The 22,281-nt window shown below is 31.5% G+C and carries 22 protein-coding genes and 1 pseudogene; 8 read left to right on the top strand and 15 right to left on the bottom strand.

All coding sequences use genetic code 11. From position 1 onward, the window contains the following. Positions 1–5 precede the first annotated feature (5 nt). Together BR66_RS0109505 and BR66_RS0109500 are read left to right on the top strand one after the other, a co-directional pair. Positions 6–377: an SHOCT-like domain-containing protein gene (locus tag BR66_RS0109505; RefSeq protein WP_026882729.1), complete on the top strand. Its 372-nt coding sequence runs from the start codon at positions 6–8 to the stop codon at positions 375–377. Between the two features lie 56 nt (positions 378–433). Beyond that, on the top strand, positions 434–694 hold the full coding sequence (locus BR66_RS0109500; protein ID WP_026882728.1) for a hypothetical protein: 261 nt from the start codon (positions 434–436) through the stop codon (positions 692–694). Positions 695–753: 59 nt separating this feature from the next. On the opposite strand, the pseudogene BR66_RS26795 reads toward BR66_RS0109500, so the two are convergent. Then, positions 754–849: pseudogene (locus BR66_RS26795) on the bottom strand (DUF5808 domain-containing protein); the annotation flags it as partial. A 24-nt stretch (positions 850–873) separates the two neighbouring features. After that, a complete protein-coding gene (locus BR66_RS0109495; RefSeq protein ID WP_026882727.1) occupies positions 874–1,548 on the bottom strand; it encodes an HD domain-containing protein in 675 nt (224 codons plus the stop codon). 340 nt (positions 1,549–1,888) lie between these two features. Here BR66_RS0109495 and BR66_RS0109490 point away from each other — a divergent pair, with 340 nt between their 5' ends. Both BR66_RS0109490 and BR66_RS0109485 read left to right on the top strand, forming a co-directional pair. After that, complete coding sequence (locus tag BR66_RS0109490) at positions 1,889–2,734, top strand: Cof-type HAD-IIB family hydrolase (RefSeq protein ID WP_026882726.1); 846 nt, start codon at positions 1,889–1,891, stop codon at positions 2,732–2,734. Positions 2,735–2,940: 206 nt separating this feature from the next. Next, positions 2,941–3,594 (top strand): hypothetical protein, encoded by a 654-nt coding sequence (locus BR66_RS0109485; protein WP_156946269.1) that lies wholly within the window; start codon positions 2,941–2,943, stop codon positions 3,592–3,594. 111 nt (positions 3,595–3,705) lie between these two features. Here the strand turns inward: BR66_RS0109485 and BR66_RS0109480 are convergent, their stop codons facing one another. From BR66_RS0109480 to BR66_RS0109445, 7 genes are all read right to left on the bottom strand, one after another. Then, complete coding sequence (locus BR66_RS0109480) at positions 3,706–4,524, bottom strand: ABC transporter ATP-binding protein (protein WP_026882724.1); 819 nt, start codon at positions 4,522–4,524, stop codon at positions 3,706–3,708. Then, positions 4,517–5,524: an ABC transporter ATP-binding protein gene (locus tag BR66_RS0109475; RefSeq protein WP_026882723.1), complete on the bottom strand. Its 1,008-nt coding sequence runs from the start codon at positions 5,522–5,524 to the stop codon at positions 4,517–4,519. Before BR66_RS0109475 ends, BR66_RS0109480 begins: the two co-directional genes overlap by 8 nt. A gap of 10 nt (positions 5,525–5,534) precedes the next feature. Beyond that, positions 5,535–6,776: an ABC transporter permease gene (locus BR66_RS0109470; RefSeq protein ID WP_026882722.1), complete on the bottom strand. Its 1,242-nt coding sequence runs from the start codon at positions 6,774–6,776 to the stop codon at positions 5,535–5,537. Between the two features lie 4 nt (positions 6,777–6,780). Next, entirely contained in the window at positions 6,781–7,785 is a 1,005-nt protein-coding gene (locus tag BR66_RS0109465) for an ABC transporter permease (RefSeq protein WP_026882721.1), read from the bottom strand. 157 nt (positions 7,786–7,942) lie between these two features. After that, on the bottom strand, positions 7,943–9,790 hold the full coding sequence (locus tag BR66_RS0109460; RefSeq protein ID WP_026882720.1) for an ABC transporter substrate-binding protein: 1,848 nt from the start codon (positions 9,788–9,790) through the stop codon (positions 7,943–7,945). A gap of 123 nt (positions 9,791–9,913) precedes the next feature. Next, a complete protein-coding gene (locus BR66_RS23500) occupies positions 9,914–10,990 on the bottom strand; it encodes an SGNH/GDSL hydrolase family protein (RefSeq protein ID WP_051624166.1) in 1,077 nt (358 codons plus the stop codon). Between the two features lie 249 nt (positions 10,991–11,239). Next, complete coding sequence (locus BR66_RS0109445) at positions 11,240–11,851, bottom strand: ribonuclease H1 domain-containing protein (protein ID WP_026882719.1); 612 nt, start codon at positions 11,849–11,851, stop codon at positions 11,240–11,242. Positions 11,852–12,201: 350 nt separating this feature from the next. Here BR66_RS0109445 and BR66_RS0109440 point away from each other — a divergent pair, with 350 nt between their 5' ends. Beyond that, positions 12,202–13,953: an ATP-dependent metallopeptidase FtsH/Yme1/Tma family protein gene (locus BR66_RS0109440; protein ID WP_026882718.1), complete on the top strand. Its 1,752-nt coding sequence runs from the start codon at positions 12,202–12,204 to the stop codon at positions 13,951–13,953. Between the two features lie 170 nt (positions 13,954–14,123). On the opposite strand, the gene BR66_RS0109435 is transcribed toward BR66_RS0109440, so the two are convergent. From BR66_RS0109435 to BR66_RS0109420, 4 genes are all read right to left on the bottom strand, one after another. Continuing rightward, the gene (locus BR66_RS0109435) at positions 14,124–15,077 is read right to left on the bottom strand and encodes a rhomboid family intramembrane serine protease (protein ID WP_026882717.1); all 954 of its coding nucleotides are present in this window, start codon (positions 15,075–15,077) and stop codon (positions 14,124–14,126) included. 104 nt (positions 15,078–15,181) lie between these two features. Then, positions 15,182–16,240: an HD-GYP domain-containing protein gene (locus BR66_RS0109430; protein WP_026882716.1), complete on the bottom strand. Its 1,059-nt coding sequence runs from the start codon at positions 16,238–16,240 to the stop codon at positions 15,182–15,184. A 261-nt stretch (positions 16,241–16,501) separates the two neighbouring features. Next, positions 16,502–18,298, bottom strand: coding sequence for an oligoendopeptidase F (gene pepF, locus BR66_RS0109425; protein WP_026882715.1), 1,797 nt, complete (start codon positions 18,296–18,298; stop codon positions 16,502–16,504). 70 nt (positions 18,299–18,368) lie between these two features. Next, positions 18,369–18,764: a DUF6762 family protein gene (locus BR66_RS0109420; RefSeq protein WP_026882714.1), complete on the bottom strand. Its 396-nt coding sequence runs from the start codon at positions 18,762–18,764 to the stop codon at positions 18,369–18,371. A 115-nt stretch (positions 18,765–18,879) separates the two neighbouring features. Between BR66_RS0109420 and BR66_RS0109415 the strand changes: the two genes are divergently transcribed. Beyond that, positions 18,880–19,239 carry a hypothetical protein gene (locus tag BR66_RS0109415; protein ID WP_026882713.1) on the top strand — a complete coding sequence of 120 codons (360 nt, stop codon included), beginning with the start codon at positions 18,880–18,882 and terminating at the stop codon, positions 19,237–19,239. Positions 19,240–19,244: 5 nt separating this feature from the next. On the opposite strand, the gene BR66_RS0109410 is transcribed toward BR66_RS0109415, so the two are convergent. Both BR66_RS0109410 and BR66_RS0109405 read right to left on the bottom strand, forming a co-directional pair. Then, on the bottom strand, positions 19,245–19,676 hold the full coding sequence (locus BR66_RS0109410) for a Fur family transcriptional regulator (protein WP_026882712.1): 432 nt from the start codon (positions 19,674–19,676) through the stop codon (positions 19,245–19,247). 78 nt (positions 19,677–19,754) lie between these two features. Continuing rightward, entirely contained in the window at positions 19,755–20,306 is a 552-nt protein-coding gene (locus BR66_RS0109405) for a manganese efflux pump MntP (RefSeq protein ID WP_026882711.1), read from the bottom strand. 275 nt (positions 20,307–20,581) lie between these two features. Between BR66_RS0109405 and BR66_RS0109400 the strand changes: the two genes are divergently transcribed. After that, entirely contained in the window at positions 20,582–21,439 is an 858-nt protein-coding gene (locus tag BR66_RS0109400; RefSeq protein ID WP_026882710.1) for a Rossmann-like and DUF2520 domain-containing protein, read from the top strand. A 5-nt stretch (positions 21,440–21,444) separates the two neighbouring features. Further along, complete coding sequence (panB, locus tag BR66_RS0109395) at positions 21,445–22,272, top strand: 3-methyl-2-oxobutanoate hydroxymethyltransferase (RefSeq protein WP_026882709.1); 828 nt, start codon at positions 21,445–21,447, stop codon at positions 22,270–22,272. Positions 22,273–22,281 lie beyond the last annotated feature (9 nt).

Below are 22,281 nucleotides of genomic sequence, written 5' to 3'. Positions count from 1 at the left end.
TAAATATGAAAGAAGAAATTAAAAGAATTTTAAAAATGGTTGAGGATGGAAAAATCGATTTAGATAAAGCAAGTGAGCTCATTGAAGCTATTAACAACTCTTCTGATGTACCACAATTATCTGCATTAGGTAACCTAGATAAGATGCTAAAAGTAAAAGTTTTGTCGGCTACAAAAGACATTGTAAATGTGAACGTTCCTGTTAAATTTTTAAAAGCTATTGGAAATGCTGTTAATAACATTAAAATTCCAGGCATATCTGATGCAGAGGGTATAGATATAAAAATGATTATGGAAGCAATTGATTCAGGGCTTGAAGGTAAAATCGTGGATGTAAAAAGTAGCAATGGTGACATAGTTGAAGTGTCTATAGAATAACTATTTAAAACATGCTTAACTACAATGTTTATATGTATATGGGGGTAAGAATAAAGTTGAAAATATATATAAAATTAAATAGTGGAAAAAGTTTCAAAATACCAGCCCCGATAATCCTAGTAAAAGCCGCCCTGAGCTTTGGAGGCTTTGGAGTATCAATTGCCAGAAGATATATTCCAGAAAATCAAAAACAATACATTGATTGTATAGACTTTAGAGAACTAAAAAAAGGTTTTGATGTATTACGTAATTATAAAGGTTTAACCCTTTTAGAAGTACATGCCAGTGACGGAACAGATGTAACTATAATTATTTAAATTAGAATATCATGAAATTTTTTTAAAATTATTTTTATTGTTTGGAGTGTTTCTTTTCCTCACTTGAAAAATACACTCCAAACAATAAAAATAATAAACACCAAAACAAGAAACAAGGAAATTGGATTTGCAAAATTAACCGTCCAGCCAATTCCGCATAGTTATTGAAACTCCACTAGCTACGCTCCCTGGGTAAGTTCTTCCTCTAATCTATTGAAATATTCTTCCATAAATTCTAGCCGCTGCACTCCTATTTCTTTTGCTTTTTTTGTGTACAATTTATCAGGAATCTTTTTGAACTTCAATTCATATTCAATAAAAGGTGTATGTTTTGAAACATCTTTTAGCCTTCCATTCTCCACAGTATTACTATTTAAATAATCTTCAAGCGATTCATCTATTGTTAATCTTTGTCCAAATTGTCCTGCTAGCATAAATGTTCGAGCAATTCCAGTTGCACCAATAACATCAAGTTTATCAGCATCAAAAAGTATTTTTGCTTCTATGGTATTGGGTATGTTCCCTGTTCTAAATCTATGTGTTTTAATACAATGTTTTATCCTTTTGATTTTTTCTTTTTCATATTCTAAATTTCTTAATATTTCACCAGCCATGTCACTACCTAAAACGGCATGGTCAATTTGTCCTGTTTTATCCCCACTTTCTTCTACTCTTGCAATATCATGTAGTAATGCTGCAGGAAGCAAGATCTCTAAATCAACATTTTTCTCATATTTTGAAATTAGTAAGCATAGATTATATACCCTAAATACATGGTCTAAATTATGAGCTGAACAAGTTAATTTATCTTTAACAATTTCTATAATTTTTTTATGTTTCATCTCTGCATTCATTTGTATTTTCCTCCTGATGTTTGTATAATGTTTTTCTTTTTCTAATATACACTTTGTAGCTAGAAAATCATATTTTTTTAACGGAAACTCGACTCACGGAAACTCGACTCGCTGCGCTCTCTGAGTAAGTTCCACTATATCAAACATATGTTCTGTTGTCAAATTATTCTTATTTTGTGTTTTTTTATTTTAGTTCCACAAACTAATAACAAATAACAGAGTTAATATTGTCATAGCTATAAGTTTAAAATTTGAATATAATTATGTTATATTTATTAATGCAGTATACATAAATTTTTATTGATTGCTACAACAACATTATATTATGGGGGCTTATACTATGGATAAAAAAATTATTTTTCTAGATATTGATGGAACTTTGTTAGATGAACACGACGTCATTCCAGAGTCAGCAAAATTGGCATGTATTATGGCTAGAAAAAATGGACATTCAATTTATTTGTGCACAGGTAGATCTAAAGCAGAAATTTATGATTTTATCATGGATGTTGGATTTGATGGAATAATAAGTGCCGGCGGCGGTTATGTTGAAATTGGTGATAAAATGTTATATCACCAAAAAGTTTCTGATGAAAGTGTGTTGCATATGGTAAGTTACTTTAATGAACATAATATAGATTTTTATTTAGAATCAAATGGTGGTTTGTTTGCTAGCAAAAATCTGCTACCACATGTTGAACTTTGTATATACGGTGATTTAGATAACGATCCTATTGCCCAAGAAAGAAAAAATAAGCATCCGCATCCATTCGTCTCAGCACTAATATTAGGAGAAGAAAATTTATATCACGGTGATATAAATAAGGCTTGTTTCCTAGAGAATAAAGAAGTGTTATTTGAAGATATAAAAAAAGAATTTGAAGGTGAATTTAATATAATACAATGCACCATGCCTATTTTTGGACAAGGTAGTGGTGAGCTTATGGTTCCAGATATACATAAGGCATCAGCCATTAAAGTATTAATATCACATCTAGGAATTTCACAAAAAAACACAATTGCTATTGGTGACGGTATGAATGATGCAGAAATGCTAGAATATTGCGAGTTAGGTATTGCTATGGGTAATGCACAAAAAGGACTAAAATTAATTGCTGATGAAATCACAGATTCTGTTAATAATGATGGTATTTATAATTGCTTTAAAAAACATAGTCTAATTTAAAAACTATTTAATTTATATCTTACCAATATTAATATTCGATATCACCTTCTTAGTTCACTATATTGAATATTGATCCTATTTTCCTTCGAAAATAATAACACTTTATTACAACACTCTATAAAACCAGCTGTGAGATCATAAAAATGTTAAAATGTATTCACATAGCTGGTACAATTGATATGTGCTATAAAGGAGATGATATTAAAATGAGTGACAAAAATACTAATACCGAAGATACTACTGCTACCATAGAGATAGATAAAATTATAGAAAAAGATGCTACTATTAGAATGGATAAAGTTATAGAGAAAAATACTAAATTCAATGGGCTTAAAAAATGGTTTGGCAAATATATTATTACTTTTTCAAAAAAAGCTACAGAATATATTACTGCTTTAGCAAATTCAGTTGCTATAGGTGCTAGTTCTTCCTCAAAACAAATTAGCAAGTACACTACTACTTGTTCAAAGCAAATATCTAGAACTAAGTTTTCAGCTATAATGAATGCTAAGTATAATGAGATCTACGGTGAAATACGTAATGAATTAATGAAAATTACTAGTAGATTAGTTATTAAAAATGGCCCTGAAAAAGTGGACAAATTCAAAACATCGGATTACTCTGATACTACAGGAACTAAGACTCAAACCATAAAAAAAATTTGTGCTTCAATTGTATTTATTTTTAAAAAGATACTTGCCTTGGTTAAATGTGTTGTTGTGTTTATTTTAAATGCTGCTACTATACTTATTGTTTTCGTGGCAAGAATTGTTTATTTTACTGCTAAAGAAATTATTTTTTCCTGTAAGGAAATAATGCTGGCATTAAAAGATGCTGTTTATAATTTCAAGCGTTTTTAAAACCAATATTAAAACTCTCCTCCTCTAATCTTTAGGGATGCAAATAGACTTATACAAACAACTCCGCTCGCATCCCTAAAAATTTTAACTCTTAACTTATCATTTGATTTTCTATCCAACAGTTGTCAAATCCCATTTTTCATAAATCTTAGGCACATCACTTATGAGCCTTTTAGTGTAAGTTTCTTTTGGATTTAATATAACTTCATCTGCACTGCCATGCTCCACGAATTTACCATGTTCCATTATATATACAGCATCCGATACGTAATATGCAAGACCAATATCGTGTGTAATAAATACAATAGTCATATTATTCTCATCACGTAATTTTAACAGCATATCCAGTATGGTCGCTCTTGAACATGCATCAACCATAGATGTAGGCTCATCTGCAATTAGAATTTTAGGCTTCAATAAAAAGATTCTTGCAATCATTAGACGTTGCATCTGCCCACCTGATAGTTCAAACGGATACTTATTAGTAAGTTCCTGGAATTTTAAATTTACAAAGCCACAAGCCTCTGTCATAAATTCAGTCTTTTTCTCCTTTGACAGATGTTTTCCCCCCCTCATATTTATGCAGTCTAAAAGTACGGCATCTATCTTATAAAACATATTGAAAGCGGCGAATGGATCTTGAAATACCGCTTGTATTCCCCTCCAGTAATCCTTTTTCTTTTTATGGGAAGAGATATCTCTTATCTTTCCATCAAAGTATATCTCACCTTCTGTCACACTAGTAAGACCCAATATCATCTTAGTTATTGTGGTTTTACCACTTCCACTCTCCCCTACAATAGATATAACCTGACCTTTACAAAATTCAAAATCCACATGATCTACAGCAATTGTTTTTGTCTTTTTATTCCCAAATATTTTAGTTATACCTTTTCCACTTAGACAAGTAGCAGCTTTTTCGTTACTCATAAGCATACGCCTCCTTAAGTTCCTCTATTGAATATAAACAACGATACATTCTGCCATCACTAAAATTCCTTTCCTCAACCTTTTGAATGCTACATTCCGTTCGTGCAAGTTTGCACCTTTTCGCATATCTGCATCCCTCTGGCGGATGCTTTAAATTTGGTGGAGTGCCAGAAATCACAGTAAGTTTTCTATTTTTAATACCTGCTTCAGGAACGATGATTGCACCCATTAGTCCCTTAGAGTATGGATGCCTAGGGTCAAATACCATTTCCCTAGCGCTCCCTTTTTCCACCATTTGTCCTGCATACATAACCATAATATCATTGGTTACATTATAAAGAAGAGGAAGTTCATGGGTAATAAAAATCATAGATTTAATCAATCCTTTTTCCATAAGGTTTCTCAGCATCTTAATAACCATCTTCTGAGAACTAACATCTAGGGCTGATGACGGTTCATCTGCAATAAGTACTTTTGGTGAAAGGATAGTTGAAATAGCAATAACAGTACGTTGCTTCATACCACCGGACAATTCCACCGAATGCTTTTGCAATACTTCAGAAGGTAGCCCCAAAAGCTCAAATCTTTCCTTAGCAAGGTCGCTTATATCTTTTTTTGATGCCTTTGGATTATGAGCATAAATGACATCTTGAATGAGACTTATAATCTTTTGTGTGGGATTTAGTGCATTCATAGCAGCCTGTGGAATATAGGCAATTTCGTTTCCTAAAACCTGCTTTCGTACATCATCTGGATTCATGCTTGAAATGTTCCTTCCATCTATGATAATGTCCCCGCTTATATAATGAAGAGGTGAGAAATAATACCCCATCAAACTAAGTGCCAGAGTAGATTTCCCACATCCAGATTCACCAGCAATGCCAAGGGATTTTCCTTCTTCTATTTTTAAAGATACGTCATTAACTGCATATACCCCCTCTCGTTGCCTAGTTATATATTTTGTATTTAAATTATTTACTTGAAGCATAATTTTCCCCATATTTTACTCCTTAATCTCTTAATTGTGGATTGAACACCTGATCAAGCCCTGTATTCATCAAATTAAGTGAAAATGATATCAAAGTGATTGCCAAAATCACTGGCACAAAAGCCCACCAAGCTCCAGTAAGAGGTGCTTTGTATGCCATAGCCCAATTCATCATAAGCCCAAGTGTTGAAACTTTAGTTGTAGCTGGCCCTAGACCAAGCATAGAAAGCTGTGCTTCAGCAAGAATACCAGAAGATATCTGAAGGATAAATGCCATTACTACGTAGGAAGCCACATAGGGCAGTATATCTGTAGAAATAATTCTGGGAAGGCTATGTCCTGACAATTTTGAGAGATTAACGTGGTCACGGTTTCTTAAAGAGATTACCTGAGATCGTACTGACCTTGTGGTCCATGGCCAAGAAGTAATACCGATAATGCATGCTGTAAGCATAACACCTCTTGCATTTTGCCCTACACTAAATGATATCAAAACTAATAGAATAAAAGAGGGTATAACTGTAAATATATTTGTGACAAACATAATAAAATCATCTAATGTTCCTCCTACGTATCCTGAAAGTAGTCCTAGTACCAATCCAATAAGTGTAGCTGTAATACCTGCAACTAATCCTATTTTTAGTGATGTGCCCATAGCCGATACAAGTTCTGTTAGCACATCCCGTCCAAAGTTATCAGTTCCCAAAATAAATGTTTTTTCATTTAAAATATCATTAGTGTTAACAAACGCCTGTGAATCAAGTGGAGCTTTTGACTCTAATTCTCCGTTATTATCTTTAGTTGCAATATACACATCAGCATTGCTCATTAGTTCTTTTATTTTGTCATTAAGTCTCATATATCCTTGCTTCTGAGCAGCAAGCAGTCCTGTTTGCTCCGCAGCTTCCTTATAATTCTCGTTCCATAAATCAACAAGAGATGTTGCATTATTAATATTTATTTCAGACTTCTTTACATTCCCAAATCTAATAAGCCAGTCAGCCATACTCTTTTTATCTTCTTCTGATATAGAATTAAGTTTTGCTGAAACTGTGTTTATCTTCAAGCTATATTCATTTGTCTGAACTACATCTTTTACCGATATATACGTTCCAGGTTTATTGAACAGCCCACCTATCATATTTAAAGGATCTGCTCTTACTATCAATGGATAAAATATGATTGTAAGTAACATAAACATGAAGATTATAAACCCTATAATAAATTTAGGAGAATGAAATACTTGTTTTATCATATTTTTCATAATATCACTCCTCCTGCGCTGCCTTGACTCTTGGATCGATAAAACCATAAAGTATTTCCACAGCCAAGTTTGCAATAAGTACCATGATGGTAATAATTAGTGTACATCCTGAAATAAGCGGATAATCTCTTCCAGTTATAGCTGCTAGCAAAGTAGTCCCAAGCCCTGGATAACTGAAAATAATCTCAGCTACTAATGCACCACCTACCATAGTTCCTAATGATAATGCAAGTCCTGTAATTTGAGGAAGCATTGCATTTCTAAATACATATTTTACAACCTTCCTGTCCTTGATACCAAGGAAACGACTATATTTAACATAATCTGCATTAAGTTCATATATTGACATTGAACGCATACCAATAGCCTGCCCTCCAATGGTAATAAGTACAATTGACCAAAATGGAAGTTGATAATGATAAATAACTGACCCAATAAATTGGAGGCTAACATTTGGATTTAAATCGTATCCATATCCCAGTGATGTTGGAAACCATTTTAAATAAACTCCAAAGAAAAATAGTAATAGAATAGCCATTCCAAATGCAGGCATATTACTTAAAAATAAAAAAGTTGGAAGTATAGCTTTATCCCAAACTCCTTTTATATATGCTGCCACAGCACCTAAAATATTACCCAAAAACCAACCTACAAGAATAGCCGGCAGTTGCAAACATACTGTCCACCATACAGATTTTGCTAATATATCTGATACCGTTCTTGGGTAATAAGTAAATGACACACCTAAGTCACCTCTAAATAAATTCTTAACAAATTGTAGAAACTGCACATACAAAGGTTTGTTTATTCCAAAAGTTTTTACGTATTCTTCATAAACTTTCTGTATAGCTGTTTGGTCAGTCATACCATTTGATGCTCTTACTGCTATGGCTGATACTGGGTTGCCAGGCATTAGGCGTGGCAAAAGAAAGTTCAAGCCCACCGCAACAATAAGAGTTAACACATACCATATTACCTTATTAAAATAATATTTTTTATAACCTTTCAAGACACCAACCCCTCTAGTATTCCTTCAGATAAATAAATATTCTTTTTCCTTAGCCTTAATTCTGTTTAACATAATTTATAATAAATGAAAATTAGCCACATCTTTCATTTGTTAACAGGAAAGTATGGCTAATTTTTATGCACAATCTTTGAGTGATTTATTTACTGGTTAATTTAAGTGAATACAATCCTGCAATACCATACCCATCTGTTAAATCATATGGAGGTATCTCAATCCCTTGCTTAGATTTTGACCCTTGCTGTGGAAAATTGGTCCATACACTTTCATTAACTGTATAAAATACTTCTGGTCGATACATTAATGCAAATGATGGTACTTGTGTTAAATAAATATTAGATAACTCTGTGTAGTATGATTTAAGCTTTGCTTGATCGGTCTCATGGGGAATTAATTCTAAAAGCTGATCCGCCCTTGCATTTGAGAATCCGCCATAGTTTCCTAGCATTTGAGTTTTCATTGAGTTATATGAACTTGATAGTATGCCGTAAGCACGTGTCCAAGGGTTTGAGATACCTGCCCCTGATGGACTCCACATAGCTATATCAAAGTTCTTGTTTGATAAATCATCATAAAATGTATTTGCATCAGGGAAATACGTTTGAATATCAATACCAATCTTCTTTCCAGCTGCTGCTACAATTTCAAGTGAAGCATTCCAATCTGACCATCCCTGTGGACATTCTGCCTTAAATGAAAGGTTTTTCCCATTATATTCACGAATCCCATCACCATTTGTATCTTTTATGCCTGCAGCATCCAAAAGTTTTTTTGCTCCATCAATATCATTTCCAGCCCACTGAACGCTCTTTAATGCACTTTGATCCACTAATGCCTGTTCTCCTTTTGTTGGATTCATAAGACTTCGTGGTACATCTGTAAATGATGGTGAATAGCCACCCATAGCTGTTTTAATAATCTGGTCATAGTCAACTGCCATAGCAATTGCCTTACGCACTGCAACTTGATCAAGTCCTGGCTTTTTTAAATTATACCAAGCAGTTGGCATTGTAGCCGCTACATAATATGGAGATTCTGGCAAATAAGTTGATATTTTTCCGCCTGACATCATACTTGCTACATTACTTATAAACTGCTGAGAAACATCAACTTCTCCAGCCTTGAAAGCTGTATCTCCAGAAGCGTTATCTTTGAACAAATTTTGAGCAATATATTTAGGAACTGGAAGTTTACCCCACATTGAAGTTGCCTTTCCCCAGTAACTATCATTTCTCTTAAATACAACCTTTTGGTCATTGGATATATAAGGTTTATATGGTCCAGATGCAACGAAATCATCCATCTTATCAGTCTTAATTTTGGTAGCATCATTATTATCTCTTGCTTCAACTTTCTTAATATATGCTTTTTGCATTACAAATTGTTTTGGTAAATATTCTTCAAGCTTTAATGGGTTGACTGCTTGACCTGAACTATTTAATTTTGCTGTAAATACAACTGTGGAAGCATCTGGTGCTTTTACACTTTCGATATATGTTGAATAGTCTAAACCAGCTGAACTTTGGTATTTAACATTTGTATCAAATGTGTAGACTACATCATCAGCTGTAACTGTGGTCCCGTCACTCCACTTTGCATCTTTATTAATTTTAACAGTAAGTATGGTATGAGCATCATTCCATACAGGATTTCCCTTTGCTAATAATGGATACATTTTGGCATCCAACATATTATACATGTAAAGGGTTTCATAACTTAGTGTTCTGGATGAATCCTTTTGCGTAACACCTAATGCATTGTTTGAATTACTAGATAATGGATTCCAATCATTAATTGCTCCCCACTGCTGTCCATTAAAATACAGTGTTTCATCCCTAGGCGTTGAGTTCTTATCTGTAACTGCTTTGCTGTCACCTGTTTTGGTGGAATTTCCAGTAGTGCCACTTGATCCACAACCAACAAACAATGATCCCATCATTGCCGCTACTGCAACAACCATAAAAATTTTTTGTAAATGCCTCCTCATCTAGAATCCCCCTCTTAAATATATTTTATTTCTGTGATTTATTATGATATTAAAATATAGTCCTGTTATAAATATTTTATGATAACCTTTTCATATAATGTTTATTTTTTTATCTTATGAAAATTATGATGTTCTCCAAATTTCCGGTTCAAAACCTTTTATAAACATGCTAAGTTCAAAAGACATCTCCTCAGCATGCCATACCCTTGTGCAAAATGGCGTACCGCGTCCATTAAATGAGTAAATAAAGTGTACTATTTTTTCATCATTTATCTCCATGCATATAGCTCCTATGGCACGATCCCAGGATGAATCATGTTTCATGATAGTGGTAGTAAGCACTATCAAAGCATGAGGATACTTTTTGCGTATATTTAAAACAAAGCTCCTGTAATGTTCCTTCCAAATTTTTGCCTTCACTCCATCTTTATCCGCCTTCATATAATCTTCGGGATATGCATCATTTTGCCCAATATCAATTACTACTACCTGGGGAATATATCTTTTAAAATCCCAATTAATTACATCCCCAAGATCTGGATTGAAATGAAGTTTATCATAAATACTTTCCATTCCAATTCTATCTGGTGAATGGAAATATCCCGTATTATTAAGAAGAGATATGCCGCCCTGTGCGATAATACTCACACAAGCCTTCAAATTTCTCGCTGTCATCATTGCATAGGAGTACCAAGCATTTGAATATTGTCCATTATAATTACTCTCTTTTGTTACTAAATAATCTGTATCCTCAATTTGCTCTCCTGCCGCCGCGGAGTCCCCATAAAATTCTATACATCGCCCTGACTTTTTAGGTGTCATGATTACCTCACTATCTTTATCTATAATAAAACCGTAGAAAGTGAATTCATGACAGGAATCTTGTCTTTTAAAAACTATTACTTCATGGGCTTTAACCTCTCGTGAATCATTTTTCAATATTATTTCCTGTATACTGTTATCATTTGAAAGCAGGAATTTTTTCTGTATTCCATCTAAAATACAACCTATATAGTTATCATAATAGCTATGATTATTTTTTATTAATATTTTAAGTTTTGAACCAGTAAATGCCATTGAAACTGAACTCCCGGGAAATATAAATACTGGTGACAAAGAATGTGAAAAATCAATTCTTCCGCTGTAAGTAAGTTTTTCTGTACCTCCATTAACAAACTTTTCAGTCTCTTCTAAAACCAATTGCTTTCACCTTCTTATTTTATAGAGCGCAACAATTTAGGAACTTCAAAGTTGTCAGCTTATTTTCTAAAGTTCCTTATATTGATTTCAAAACTAGTTTTCAGTGTTTTGTAAATGTTTTTATATTATAGTTTATTGTATCATATTTGCATTTATGTATATACTTTCTATTGCCAGTATGCTTTATTTTTATATCAACTTTGAAATTACTTTTTACAGGATTTCTGAATAATAAGTATTTTATCCATTTCATTCACCTAATGCCATTCCTGCAAGCACATCTGCCCGCTCATTATATGTTACACCAGTGTGTCCCTTTATCTTAATGAAATTAATTTTAATAAGTTTTGAATTTTCTTGCATGAACCCATGATAATGTTCGGCAATAGGCGCCTTCCTATTCCAAGTTCCAAGTGCCCAGCATTCTATGCCTTGATAGTCATAACAAAGGTTGATTTCTTTATATCCATTTTTCACAGCATAAGTAACGGCCTTCATAGCACCTGTAAGTTCCCCCGAAATATTTCTTAATGCAACTGCCTCTGGTTCTTTATTACCAGCACCACTTTCCTCATAAACTACTTCATCATTCAACACAGCTACTACCCCGTATGAATAATTACCTACTACCTCCTTAAAACTTCCATCAACATATATAGTAAGCAAAGTATGATCAGCTGTTTCCAATGTTTTGCAGTTGCTAGTTTGCATATCGAGAAAATTTTGAGCTAATTCTCTTGTTGTGAAGCTTTTATAGATAACACCTTTAACTCCCTTTATTTCTTTCTGACACTCAGGCCAGCTTTCATATATATTTGGTGTTCCACTTGCACCATTTGCTACAGCATAAAATTTCGACATGTATTTGTTTCCCCTTCCTATGCATCTTCAAAAAAATAGCAAATTAGTATACTAGTCTATTTTCAAGAAGTTGCCTTATGTAATATATATTTTTTAGCCTTTTTTCTTTATTATAACTTTTAAACGCTATAATTGTATATAAATATTCTAGCTAAAATTTCCGAATTTCCATTAAACATTCTAACCTTCGAATATTTTATCTAAATAGTTCTCTTATGTCAATTATTTGCCATTAGACATTTACATAACGTAGTGTATAATGATGTTATGTAAACAAATAATCTACACACTTAAGCTAATGATCAATTTATAATCATTTAAATTTATAGAGAAATATAGGAGGTATGTTTGTGAATAAGGTAAAAAATAAATATATATTAATACCTGTTACAATAAGCATTATATCGCTGATTATATTAGGTATAATTAATTTTTCAGGTCTTAACACAGCTAGCAAACAATACTTATATTTTCGTAAAGATGTGTCAAGTAATCTAGTTGATGAAGTATTTGTTACTAATTCACCAAAAATTAATGTAAAACTTAAAAATGGTACAATTTATCAAACAGATAATCCTCGACTAGATAATTTCAAAGAACAATTACTAGAAGCTAATGTTCAGGTATCTGAGACACCATATTTCCCTAGAGCTGAAATATTACCAATAGCTAGTCTTGTAATTTGTATAATAGCATCAATACTTATGATGATAAAATCTAAAGCTTTCGGTGCAAAAAAAGCATTTGCGGTAGATTCTTTAGATGTAAACCCAGAGGCGAGTGCTACTTTCGACTTTAACTCTGTGGCAGGCAATGAAGAAGCTAAGGAAAGCGTCAATGACATTGTAGATTTTCTTAAGAATCCGGAAAAATATTCTCGTTACGGTGCAAGAATGCCAAAAGGAATCATCCTTTATGGAGAACCCGGTACTGGTAAAACTCTTTTAGCAAAAGCCGTAGCCGGTGAAGCTAAAGTTCCCTTTTATGCCATGACAGGTTCTGATTTTGTTCAAATTTATGTTGGTGTTGGCGCAAGTAGAATAAGACAGCTTTTTAAAAAAGCCCGAACAAATGGTAAAGCCGTAATTTTTATAGATGAAATAGATGCCATTGGAAAAAAAAGATCTGGAAGCACTTCTGGTGGTTCAGATGAGAGGGATCAAACCCTTAATGCATTATTAACAGAGATGTCTGGTTTCAATGAAAAAGAGGGAATAGTTGTTATTGCTGCCACAAACAGATTAGATATGTTAGACTCCGCTCTTTTAAGGCCAGGTAGGTTTGACAGACATATCGAGATATCACTTCCTGATTTATGTGCAAGAAAAAAAATAATAGAACTTCATCTGGAAAATAAGCCACTTGGAAAAATAGATATAGAGGACTTAGCGCGTAAAACTGTATATTTTTCAGGTGCCAAGCTGGAAAATCTTATAAATGAAGCTGCTATTATAGCTTGCAAAGATCAAAGCGAATTTATTGAAGACAGTCATATTGATAAAGCATATTCAATAGTATTAGCAGGTCATGAAAAAATAAATCGCTCTAGTATAAATGAAAAAGATAGAAAAATAACAGCTTTTCACGAAGCCGGACATGCTTTGTTGTCACTTAAGCTCCTCCCAGATGATAAAGTTTCCAAAGTTACAATAATTCCAAGTACCAAAGGTGCTGGTGGATATACTTTAAGTATTCCTCAGGATACCATGTATCAGAACAAAGATTATATAAAGAAAAAAATCATGGTTCTACTTGGTGGAAGATTAGCTGAAGACCTTATATTTTCTAAGGATTTTATAACTACTGGCGCCTATAGTGACCTTAAAGAAAGTACAACTCTTGTTAAAAATATGGTTACTCAATATGGAATGGGTGATAGTTTAGGTTTACTTAATCTTTCAGAACTTTCAAATATAGATTGTACTATTGGCAATGACATAACTTTAGAGTGCAAAAATATTCTTAACTCACTTTATGAGGAAGCTAAAACTCTTTTAACTTCAAACCTCAATCATTTGTACATGCTTTCAGAAGAACTTTTGGATAAAGAAACACTACTTTCGGATGAGATTTATAAAATAGTTTCAAGTGATAATTTATAAGTTACAAGCTAGTTTAGGAAAATTTTTCTGCTACGCACAAAAGTGGATTAAAATAGGAATGCAGGCAGATTTATTACACAAATCTACTTGCATTCCCTTTTAACGTGTTTGATTATTTTGCCCCTAGGCAAAATCTCCATCACTTGTAACTTACCTCTAGGCTTTTTAGCTTAATTTGCTAACTTTTCTTTGTACAATAGCCATGATAAAATTGTTCCACTAATAAATCCACCTAGATGCGCAAATAAGTCAATATTCGGTACTGAAACAGAAAAGATAAGATTTATTACTATTACGGCTATAACGTTTTTTAAAAATCCTTTTCCAATCCTGTCTCTAAGTTTATATGCCATAACAAGTGTTGCCCCCATTATGCCAAATATTGCACCCGAAGCTCCTATTGACATAGAATTACTAAATAAATAACTTAGAGTGGATGCACCTATAGCAGAAACAATATAAATCACTATATATCTTGATTTTCCATAGATTTTTTCAACCAGTTTTCCTACTATGTACAGGGAATACATATTCATTGTTATATGTACAATACCTGCATGCAAAAATTCACTGGTTAATAGTCTATAATATTCACCATTACTAATAAGCGAGTTTTCCTTTGCTCCCATTGAAATCAATACATTAGAATCTATATTAAATATATTACCGGACAAATACGCAGATATTAAAAATACTACTATATTAATCCCTATAATAATATATGTAAATAAATAATCAGATTGATTTTCATAAGAAACCCTGGAATTTATAATGGTTTCTATTTCTCTAGATCTACCATCCATGTCTGATGAAATATATAAAATTTTATTTTTCTTAACATTTAATGCTATGAGCCTATTTTCATTTAGGTTAACATCAGCATTACTTTTTGTTACTAAAACCTTAATATAATCTATACTGTCTTTATGATTAATTTCCAAATCATTTACGACTAAGTCTAATTGTTTTCGTTTATTATTTTCAAAAAATATAAAAAGTTTTTTAGGAAACATTTCACTATTTATAACTCCCCATAAATAATCACTTCCACATTTAAGCTCTGTTATTTGATAATTGTTATTCCTGCAAATACTTTCAATAAGTGATCTTGTATTTTTATCCATAATATTCTCCATTTTAATAGATAGTTTATTATTTTTAAATATTTCACTACAACTAAAGGACTATTTTTTATTATTTGCTATAATTAATCCATTTTTAACATTAATCAAACTACATCTTCTATTGTAATATTAACATTATATATTAAGTCAATCTCATAAAATCTTTCTGAACGTTCTATTGACATGGCATTCAAAACCCTTATAATTGGTCTATCAGGAAATCCGCTATTTTGCCTTACTACATAACCTTCTACCTTATTTGATAAAATCACATGACTACCTAATGGATAAACTGAAAAAGTATTTTTAAATTTATTTACAATGTTACTGTCAAACATACTACCGCTACCCGCCAATATAAGTTCATAAGCATCATTAGGCTTAAATCTCTTCCTATAGCTTCTATTACTTGCAACTGCAGCATATACGTCACATACACAGGCAACCCTTCCAAATTTAGATATAGAATTACCACTTAATCCGTATGGATAACCTTTTCCATCAAATCTCTCATGATGTTCTGATACAACCTTAATTGTATTGTCGGATATTGTATAATTTTTCTCTAGAATTTCTTTTCCATAAATAGGATGCTTTCTTATTATCCTATACTCAGCATCAGTTAAAGCTCCTTCTTTATTTATTATAGAGTAAGGTACCTTTGTCTTGCCTATATCATGTAAAATTGCCCCTGTACCAAGTTCTCTCAATTCACTTGAATTAAAATTCATATTAAGTCCTAGAAATGTTGACATTACACATGTATCGATGCAGTGAAGATACGTGTAGTTATCATATGTCTTTATATCGAAAAGACAATTGTTCACATCTCCTGTTTCCACAATATAGTCAATTAACTCTTCCAATACTTTTACTGATTGTCTTATACTTGTTTTGTCATTATTACAAATATTTTTCGTTATTTGTGACATATTTTTCATAGTCAAACTTTTAAGTTCTACCAATTTTTCATCGTGAGTAACTACATCTTCAAACCTATCGTCCTCTATATAAACATAAGAAACACCTATTTCTTTAAGTCTTTGTATAAATATACTATTTAATTTAATACCCACTCTTAGTAATATGGCACCTTCATTAGTATATATATTTTTTCCTAAAACATCATTTTCTTTAACATTATCCATAAACTCTAATCTCATAAAGTTCTCCTTATTAATCAAAGACTAAAATTCCCGATTATTTATTATAATATTACATCATTATGTAATAATTAACAAGATACTTTATTTTGATTTTATTTTAAATTGATTAATGAAACCATTCAATTCTTAATTTAATGCATCCATGGATAAGTTAAATATTATGGACTAGCATATAAGTTGATAAATCCTCAGTTTTAAGAAATAAAACTGAGGATTTATCAAATAACTTGCAACATTATCGTTTGAAACTTGTCGCTTTTAGTTTTCTAGCATATCCAATAACTTATTGAAGGTATCTATTGTATCCTCAAGAGGTTTTGGTGTTGTCATATCAACTCCGCCTCTTTTTAATACTTCAATTGGATAATCACTAGATCCACTCTTCAAAAAACCTTTATATTTAGATACCGCATCTTTTTCTTCACCAAGCATCATATTACAAAATGAATTTGCTGCGGAGTAACCAGTGGCATATTGATAAACATAAAAATCACTATAAAAATGAGGTATTCTTGCCCATTCCATATCAATTTCTTTGTCAACAACCATGTTTTTTCCAAAATATTTCACATTAAGTTCATGCCATATTTTGCAATAATCATCTCCTGAAAGTGGTGAACCATTTTCTATACTTTCATGTATTACTTTTTCAAATTCTGCAAACATAACTTGCCTAAACACTGTAGTTCTTATTTGTTCAAGTTGTTGATTTATAAAATATAATTTTTTTTCTTTGTTTTGTTCCTTATTTATCAAGTGATTAATAAGTAAGCATTCATTGGTAGTTGAAGCAACCTCTGCACAAAACAATGAGTAATCTGAATATATAAAAGGCTGATTTTCCCTTGAGTAATGCGAATGTATTGAGTGACCCATCTCATGAGCTAAAGTTGATACATCATTCAATTCGTAATTGTAATTTAATAGTACATATGGCATAGTATCATAACATCCAGAAGAATAAGCTCCCCCTCTTTTGCCCTTGTTTTCAAATACATCTACCCATCCATTATCAATACCTTCTTGAAAGATTTTTAAATAATCTTCTCCAAGAGGTTTCAATCCTTCTTTTACAATTTTCACAGCATCTTCAAACTCAATATGTTCTTTTGGAACATCAACTATAGGAACATATAAATCATACATATGAAGTTCATCTAAGTTTAAAAGCTTTTTTTTGATTTCCACATACCTGTGCATAGAAGCTTGTAGCCTATCATTTATAGTTGCCACAAGATTTGTATATACAGCTACTGGAATATCATTTGGCATTAAACTAGATTCCATAGAATTATTGTACTTTCTTACCTTAGATTGAAATACAAAATTTTTAACAGAAGATGATAGTGCCTCGGCAAAGGTATTTTTGTATTTTCCATAAGTATTAAATAAAGTAGTAAATGCTTTTTTCCTAACTTCTCTATTTTTAGATTTTATATAATTACTATATTTTACTTCCGTTAGTTCAACCTTTTTTCCATCCTCATCAGTTATGTTAGGAAATGTCATATCCGCATTTGAAAGCATACTAAAAATATTACCTGGTGCTTCTAGACAATCAGAAACTCCAGCTAAAAGTTTTTCTTCACTTTTTGAAAGTATGTGTGGCTTCATTTTCAAAATATCATTAAGCGCAAATTCATACATTTTTAATTCTGGTAGCTCCTTAATTTCTCTTTCAATAGTGCCTTCTGGGAGTGCTAATATTTCTGGAATAAAAAAAGCCTCTGCACTACTAAATTCTGAAAAATAAGAATCTATTTTGCTTCTTAAAATTTGAAATTCATTATTTCCAGTATCTTCATCACTTCTTTGATGTGCATAGACAAGTAATTTTTCTAATATTCTTGAAGCCTTTTCATCTAATTTGTAAAATTCCAACAGCTTTGTGCTTTCGCCAAATTTTCCACTGAAATTACCTATTTGTGATACATAATTTTTAACTTTTTTTAAATCCTCTTCAAAGGCTTGGTTGTTCTTGTATATTTTATCTATTTTCCATTTATATTTTTCTTCAATCATATCTCTTGATTTTGTTTTTTCTATTTTATCCATATATTTTTCTCCTCTCGGATTCGATGTGTTTTTATTACAATCACTCATAAAAAATACTTTTAACACTTTTTTAGTATAAACTCTCTTTATCTTTAATTTCCTCAAAAGCATCCTTAATGGCTTTTTCAACAAGAATACATGTTTCTACAAGCTTAGCTTTCATATCCATATGTTCTGATAAAAAATCAAATTTCAGTTTCCAAGTGGGATTATATTCATCATCTACATCATCTATTTCATAACCTTGTTTTGTAAATATATCATAGTTAAAAACATCAAAAATAGCTGAGTATTCCCATTCTTCAACATCTTTACATGTATCAAAAAACATATTAACCTTTTCACCATCGTAGTACATTTTAGACACATATTCTGCTCCATCACTCACTTCATAGCTACCAAGCTCTCTTACAAAAAGATTACTGGCTTTATCCTTTTCCATTAAAACTAAAGACGAAAAATTCATTATAACACTCCTTTATTTATATCAAAATTAAAGTACATTGAGTCTTTACAAATGGTTCTATATTTATTATAATATATTTACATTTTATGGATATTAATTTAAGGCGGTGGTTTCTTTGAAAAAAAATTCTAAACATAAAAATACATTGATAGTTTTTTTCTGCATTTTAGTTTTTATACTTATTATAGTAATACATAATATTCAAAACAGCAAAAATACAGATATTAATTATTCTGCAAAGCATTATTTAACTACTGGATTTTTTAACAATTATAAATTGTACAATGTGGATTATTACCACCTTGTATTTTCAGACACAAAAATTGCAATACTTGAGGTACAGGGCATGGAATATAAAGTTCCACATAAGACTGTTAAATATAGAATGATTATGCAGAAGAATAGCGAAGGTCTTTGGAGTGTTAAAACACTTGAACCACTTTCATATTTAGAAAATGTAAATAAATCCAATTAATATAATCATTTTTCATTGTTTTCAGATATTTTTTTCAAGCAATCCTGACAAACAGCCTTCATATTAAGTTCATGCTCTAGAAGAACAAATCCAGTTTTGTTCTTAATTAATTCTTCTATTGGAATCATAGGGCAATCTATCTCTACCTTTTTATGACAACAACTACATTCAATTTTATGCTTATGTTTATATTCTTTTATTTTATAATTATATTTTCCGTCACCTAAATCAAATTTATCCACAATATCTTTGCTTGCAAACAGTTCTAGACTCCTATAAACTGTGGACAGGTCAATATTATTCCCTTGATCAACTGAGGTTTCATATATAAAATCCGCAGTTATTGGTTGAAGAGAATTATATATAATATTTAAAATAACTACTCTTCCTCTGGTTATTTTAATTTTTTTTTCTTTTAAACAAGATTCATAATTCACCATATCACCTTATAATAATTTTTATTTTAATTATATCACATATATATCATTGTATAATCTCTGATGCAAATATAATCATTAAAAAAGCATCAATTTTATTCCAAATACTATAAGTATAACTCCACCCATAAAATCTGCATATTTGGCTATTACATCAATTTTAGAAATAAATACTGAAATAATAAACCCAATTGAAGAAATGATCAATGTAACTACTCCAATGAAAACAGTTTGAACAAGTAGTGAAACTAAATCTAGACTATGTCCTAAAATAGTGAATCCAATAACCAATGCATCTATACTTACAGATGCACCAAGAATAGCATACATCTTATTCTTCAGCAAAAAAGTATTATCTTTATGTTCAAAACCATCTCTAATCATAATTATTCCAACAATAGATATAATTGCTCCCCCCATTATTTTAGGTATAGATATAATATATGTACTAAAGAAAAATCCTAGATATGCACCTATAAATGAAAATAAAAATTGAAAAAAGCCAAATGATATTGCAAATAATATTTTATTTTTTATTCTAAGTGACCTGTTTATACCAATACTTATAGCAACACCAAATGCATCTAATGACAATGCCAGTGCTATTATAAAAATATAGTTTATATTCATAAATTCCTCCTGTAAATAATTATTATACATCTTAGTCATATCTTTAATATATATTTGAATCCATAACTAATATATGTTAAAATACTTTCGGGTAGTATCGTTTCGAACTGCACCAAAAGTGTTATTTTAAAATAAGATTATTATTCTGCTCATATCAAATTGAATGGGACAGCTTATACGGGAGCTACGGGGTTGTCTCAAAATTAGAAAATTGCTTTGCAATTTCTCTTACTTTTGAGATAGCCCCTTTATTATTATAAAAAGCTGGTGATGCCATGGATTTTAATATTGGTTTTATAGGTGCTGGAAGAGTTGGAGTAAGCCTAGGTAAATATTTTAGTATTCATAAACTAGAATTATCTGGTTACTACAGCAAAAATCTAAATTCTGCTAAAAAAGCTGCCAGATTCACAAATAGCTTTTTTTACTCAGAATTAAAAACCCTAATTCAAAGTTGTAATGTAATATTTATAACTACTCCCGATGATGTAATCCCCCAGATATGGTCTGAAATTAAAGAATATAATCTAAAAGATAAAATCATTTGCCATACAAGTGGTTCCTTATCCTCATCAATCTTTTTTAGCATAAACACTTTAGGAGCATTCGGATATTCTATTCACCCAATGGGTGTTTTTTTTGATAAATTAACCACCTATGAATCGTTAGACAAAATATATTTTTCAATAGAAGGAGATGAACAATATCTATCTGCATTAAAAAATGTTTTTAATGGCTTAGGCAATAAAGTTATTCTAATAGATAAAGATAAGAAACCACTATACCATCTTGCTAGTGTTACTGTTTCAAATTTGGTACTCTCACTTTTAGATATAGGATGTAGATATCTGGTTGATTGTGGCATTGATAATGAAACTGCCTTAAGTGCACTTATGCCATTAATAGAGAACAATATAAATAACATAAAGAAAAGTGGATTTATTAATGCTTTAACCGGCCCTGTGGAGCGCATGGATGTAGATACAATAAACCATCACCTATCCGTTATACCGGATAAAGATGCTGAATTGTATAAACATTTGTCTTTGAACTTAGTAGATTTATCTGAGAAAAAAAATATCCAAGTTTCCTACGATCAATTAAGAAGAATACTAAATAACATGAGGAGGTAATAAACATGAAGAACAGTGTATCAACTTTCATGGATGCAAAGGGGAAAAATGAAAAACTAACAATGCTAACTGCTTATGATTATTCTATGGCAAAGATTATAGATAATGCTGGCGTTAATGGGATTCTAGTTGGTGACTCTCTTGGAATGGTATGCCTTGGATATAAAGACACATTAAGTGTAACAATGGAGGATATGCTTCACCATATAAAGGCAGTTACTCGTGGCAGCAAAGACGCCCTTGTAGTTGGTGATATGCCCTTTATGTCCTATCAAACTTCTGTATATGATGCAGTTAAAAATGCTGGAAGAATAATTCAAGAGGGCTGCGCTGGTGCTGTAAAGCTTGAAGGGGGAGCTACTGTATATGAAGAAGTTAAAGCTATTGTTAAAGCTCAGATTCCAGTAATGGGGCATATTGGACTAACACCTCAATCTGTAAATATGTTTGGTGGTTTCAAGGTTCAAGGTAAAGATGAAAACAAGGCTAAACAAATAATAGATGATGCAAAAAAATTAGAAGATGCTGGAGTATTCTCTATTGTGCTTGAAGGCATACCTTGGAAACTTGCAAAAATCATAACCGAAAGCGTCACTGTGCCAACTATAGGGATTGGTGCTGGCAAATTCTGTGATGGACAAATTCTTGTATATCAGGATATGCTAGGATTATTTACAGATTTCACGCCTAAATTTGTTAAGACCTATGGCAATGCTGGTGAAGTTATGAATACTGCATTTAAAGATTATATTGATGAAGTAAAAAATGGTGTTTTTCCTTCTGAGGAACACAGTTTTAAAATTGATGATGAAATTATCGGCAAATTGTATTAGGGGGAAACT

This window comes from Clostridium akagii DSM 12554, assembly GCF_000686725.1.
GTDB lineage: Bacteria > Bacillota > Clostridia > Clostridiales > Clostridiaceae > Clostridium_I > Clostridium_I akagii.
Note: the sequence above shows the minus strand (reverse complement) of the source record. Positions and strands in the feature narration are given on the sequence as shown.

Excerpts from the sequence above, each read along its gene's own strand:
- BR66_RS0109480 (WP_026882724.1), bottom strand. The coding sequence starts at position 4,524 with ATGAGTAACGAAAAAGCTGCTACTTGTCTAAGTGGAAAAGGTATAACT.
- BR66_RS0109505 (WP_026882729.1), top strand. The coding sequence starts at position 6 with ATGAAAGAAGAAATTAAAAGAATTTTAAAAATGGTTGAGGATGGAAAA.
- BR66_RS0109400 (WP_026882710.1), top strand. The coding sequence starts at position 20,582 with ATGGATTTTAATATTGGTTTTATAGGTGCTGGAAGAGTTGGAGTAAGC.
- BR66_RS0109445 (WP_026882719.1), bottom strand. The coding sequence starts at position 11,851 with ATGTCGAAATTTTATGCTGTAGCAAATGGTGCAAGTGGAACACCAAAT.
- BR66_RS0109430 (WP_026882716.1), bottom strand. The coding sequence starts at position 16,240 with ATGAGATTAGAGTTTATGGATAATGTTAAAGAAAATGATGTTTTAGGA.
- BR66_RS0109420 (WP_026882714.1), bottom strand. The coding sequence starts at position 18,764 with ATGAATTTTTCGTCTTTAGTTTTAATGGAAAAGGATAAAGCCAGTAAT.
- BR66_RS0109435 (WP_026882717.1), bottom strand. The coding sequence starts at position 15,077 with ATGGATAAAAATACAAGATCACTTATTGAAAGTATTTGCAGGAATAAC.
- BR66_RS0109490 (WP_026882726.1), top strand. The coding sequence starts at position 1,889 with ATGGATAAAAAAATTATTTTTCTAGATATTGATGGAACTTTGTTAGAT.
- BR66_RS0109470 (WP_026882722.1), bottom strand. The coding sequence starts at position 6,776 with ATGAAAAATATGATAAAACAAGTATTTCATTCTCCTAAATTTATTATA.
- pepF (WP_026882715.1), bottom strand. The coding sequence starts at position 18,298 with ATGGATAAAATAGAAAAAACAAAATCAAGAGATATGATTGAAGAAAAA.
- panB (WP_026882709.1), top strand. The coding sequence starts at position 21,445 with ATGAAGAACAGTGTATCAACTTTCATGGATGCAAAGGGGAAAAATGAA.
- BR66_RS0109460 (WP_026882720.1), bottom strand. The coding sequence starts at position 9,790 with ATGAGGAGGCATTTACAAAAAATTTTTATGGTTGTTGCAGTAGCGGCA.
- BR66_RS0109485 (WP_156946269.1), top strand. The coding sequence starts at position 2,941 with ATGAGTGACAAAAATACTAATACCGAAGATACTACTGCTACCATAGAG.
- BR66_RS0109475 (WP_026882723.1), bottom strand. The coding sequence starts at position 5,524 with ATGGGGAAAATTATGCTTCAAGTAAATAATTTAAATACAAAATATATA.
- BR66_RS0109405 (WP_026882711.1), bottom strand. The coding sequence starts at position 20,306 with ATGAATATAAACTATATTTTTATAATAGCACTGGCATTGTCATTAGAT.
- BR66_RS0109495 (WP_026882727.1), bottom strand. The coding sequence starts at position 1,548 with ATGAATGCAGAGATGAAACATAAAAAAATTATAGAAATTGTTAAAGAT.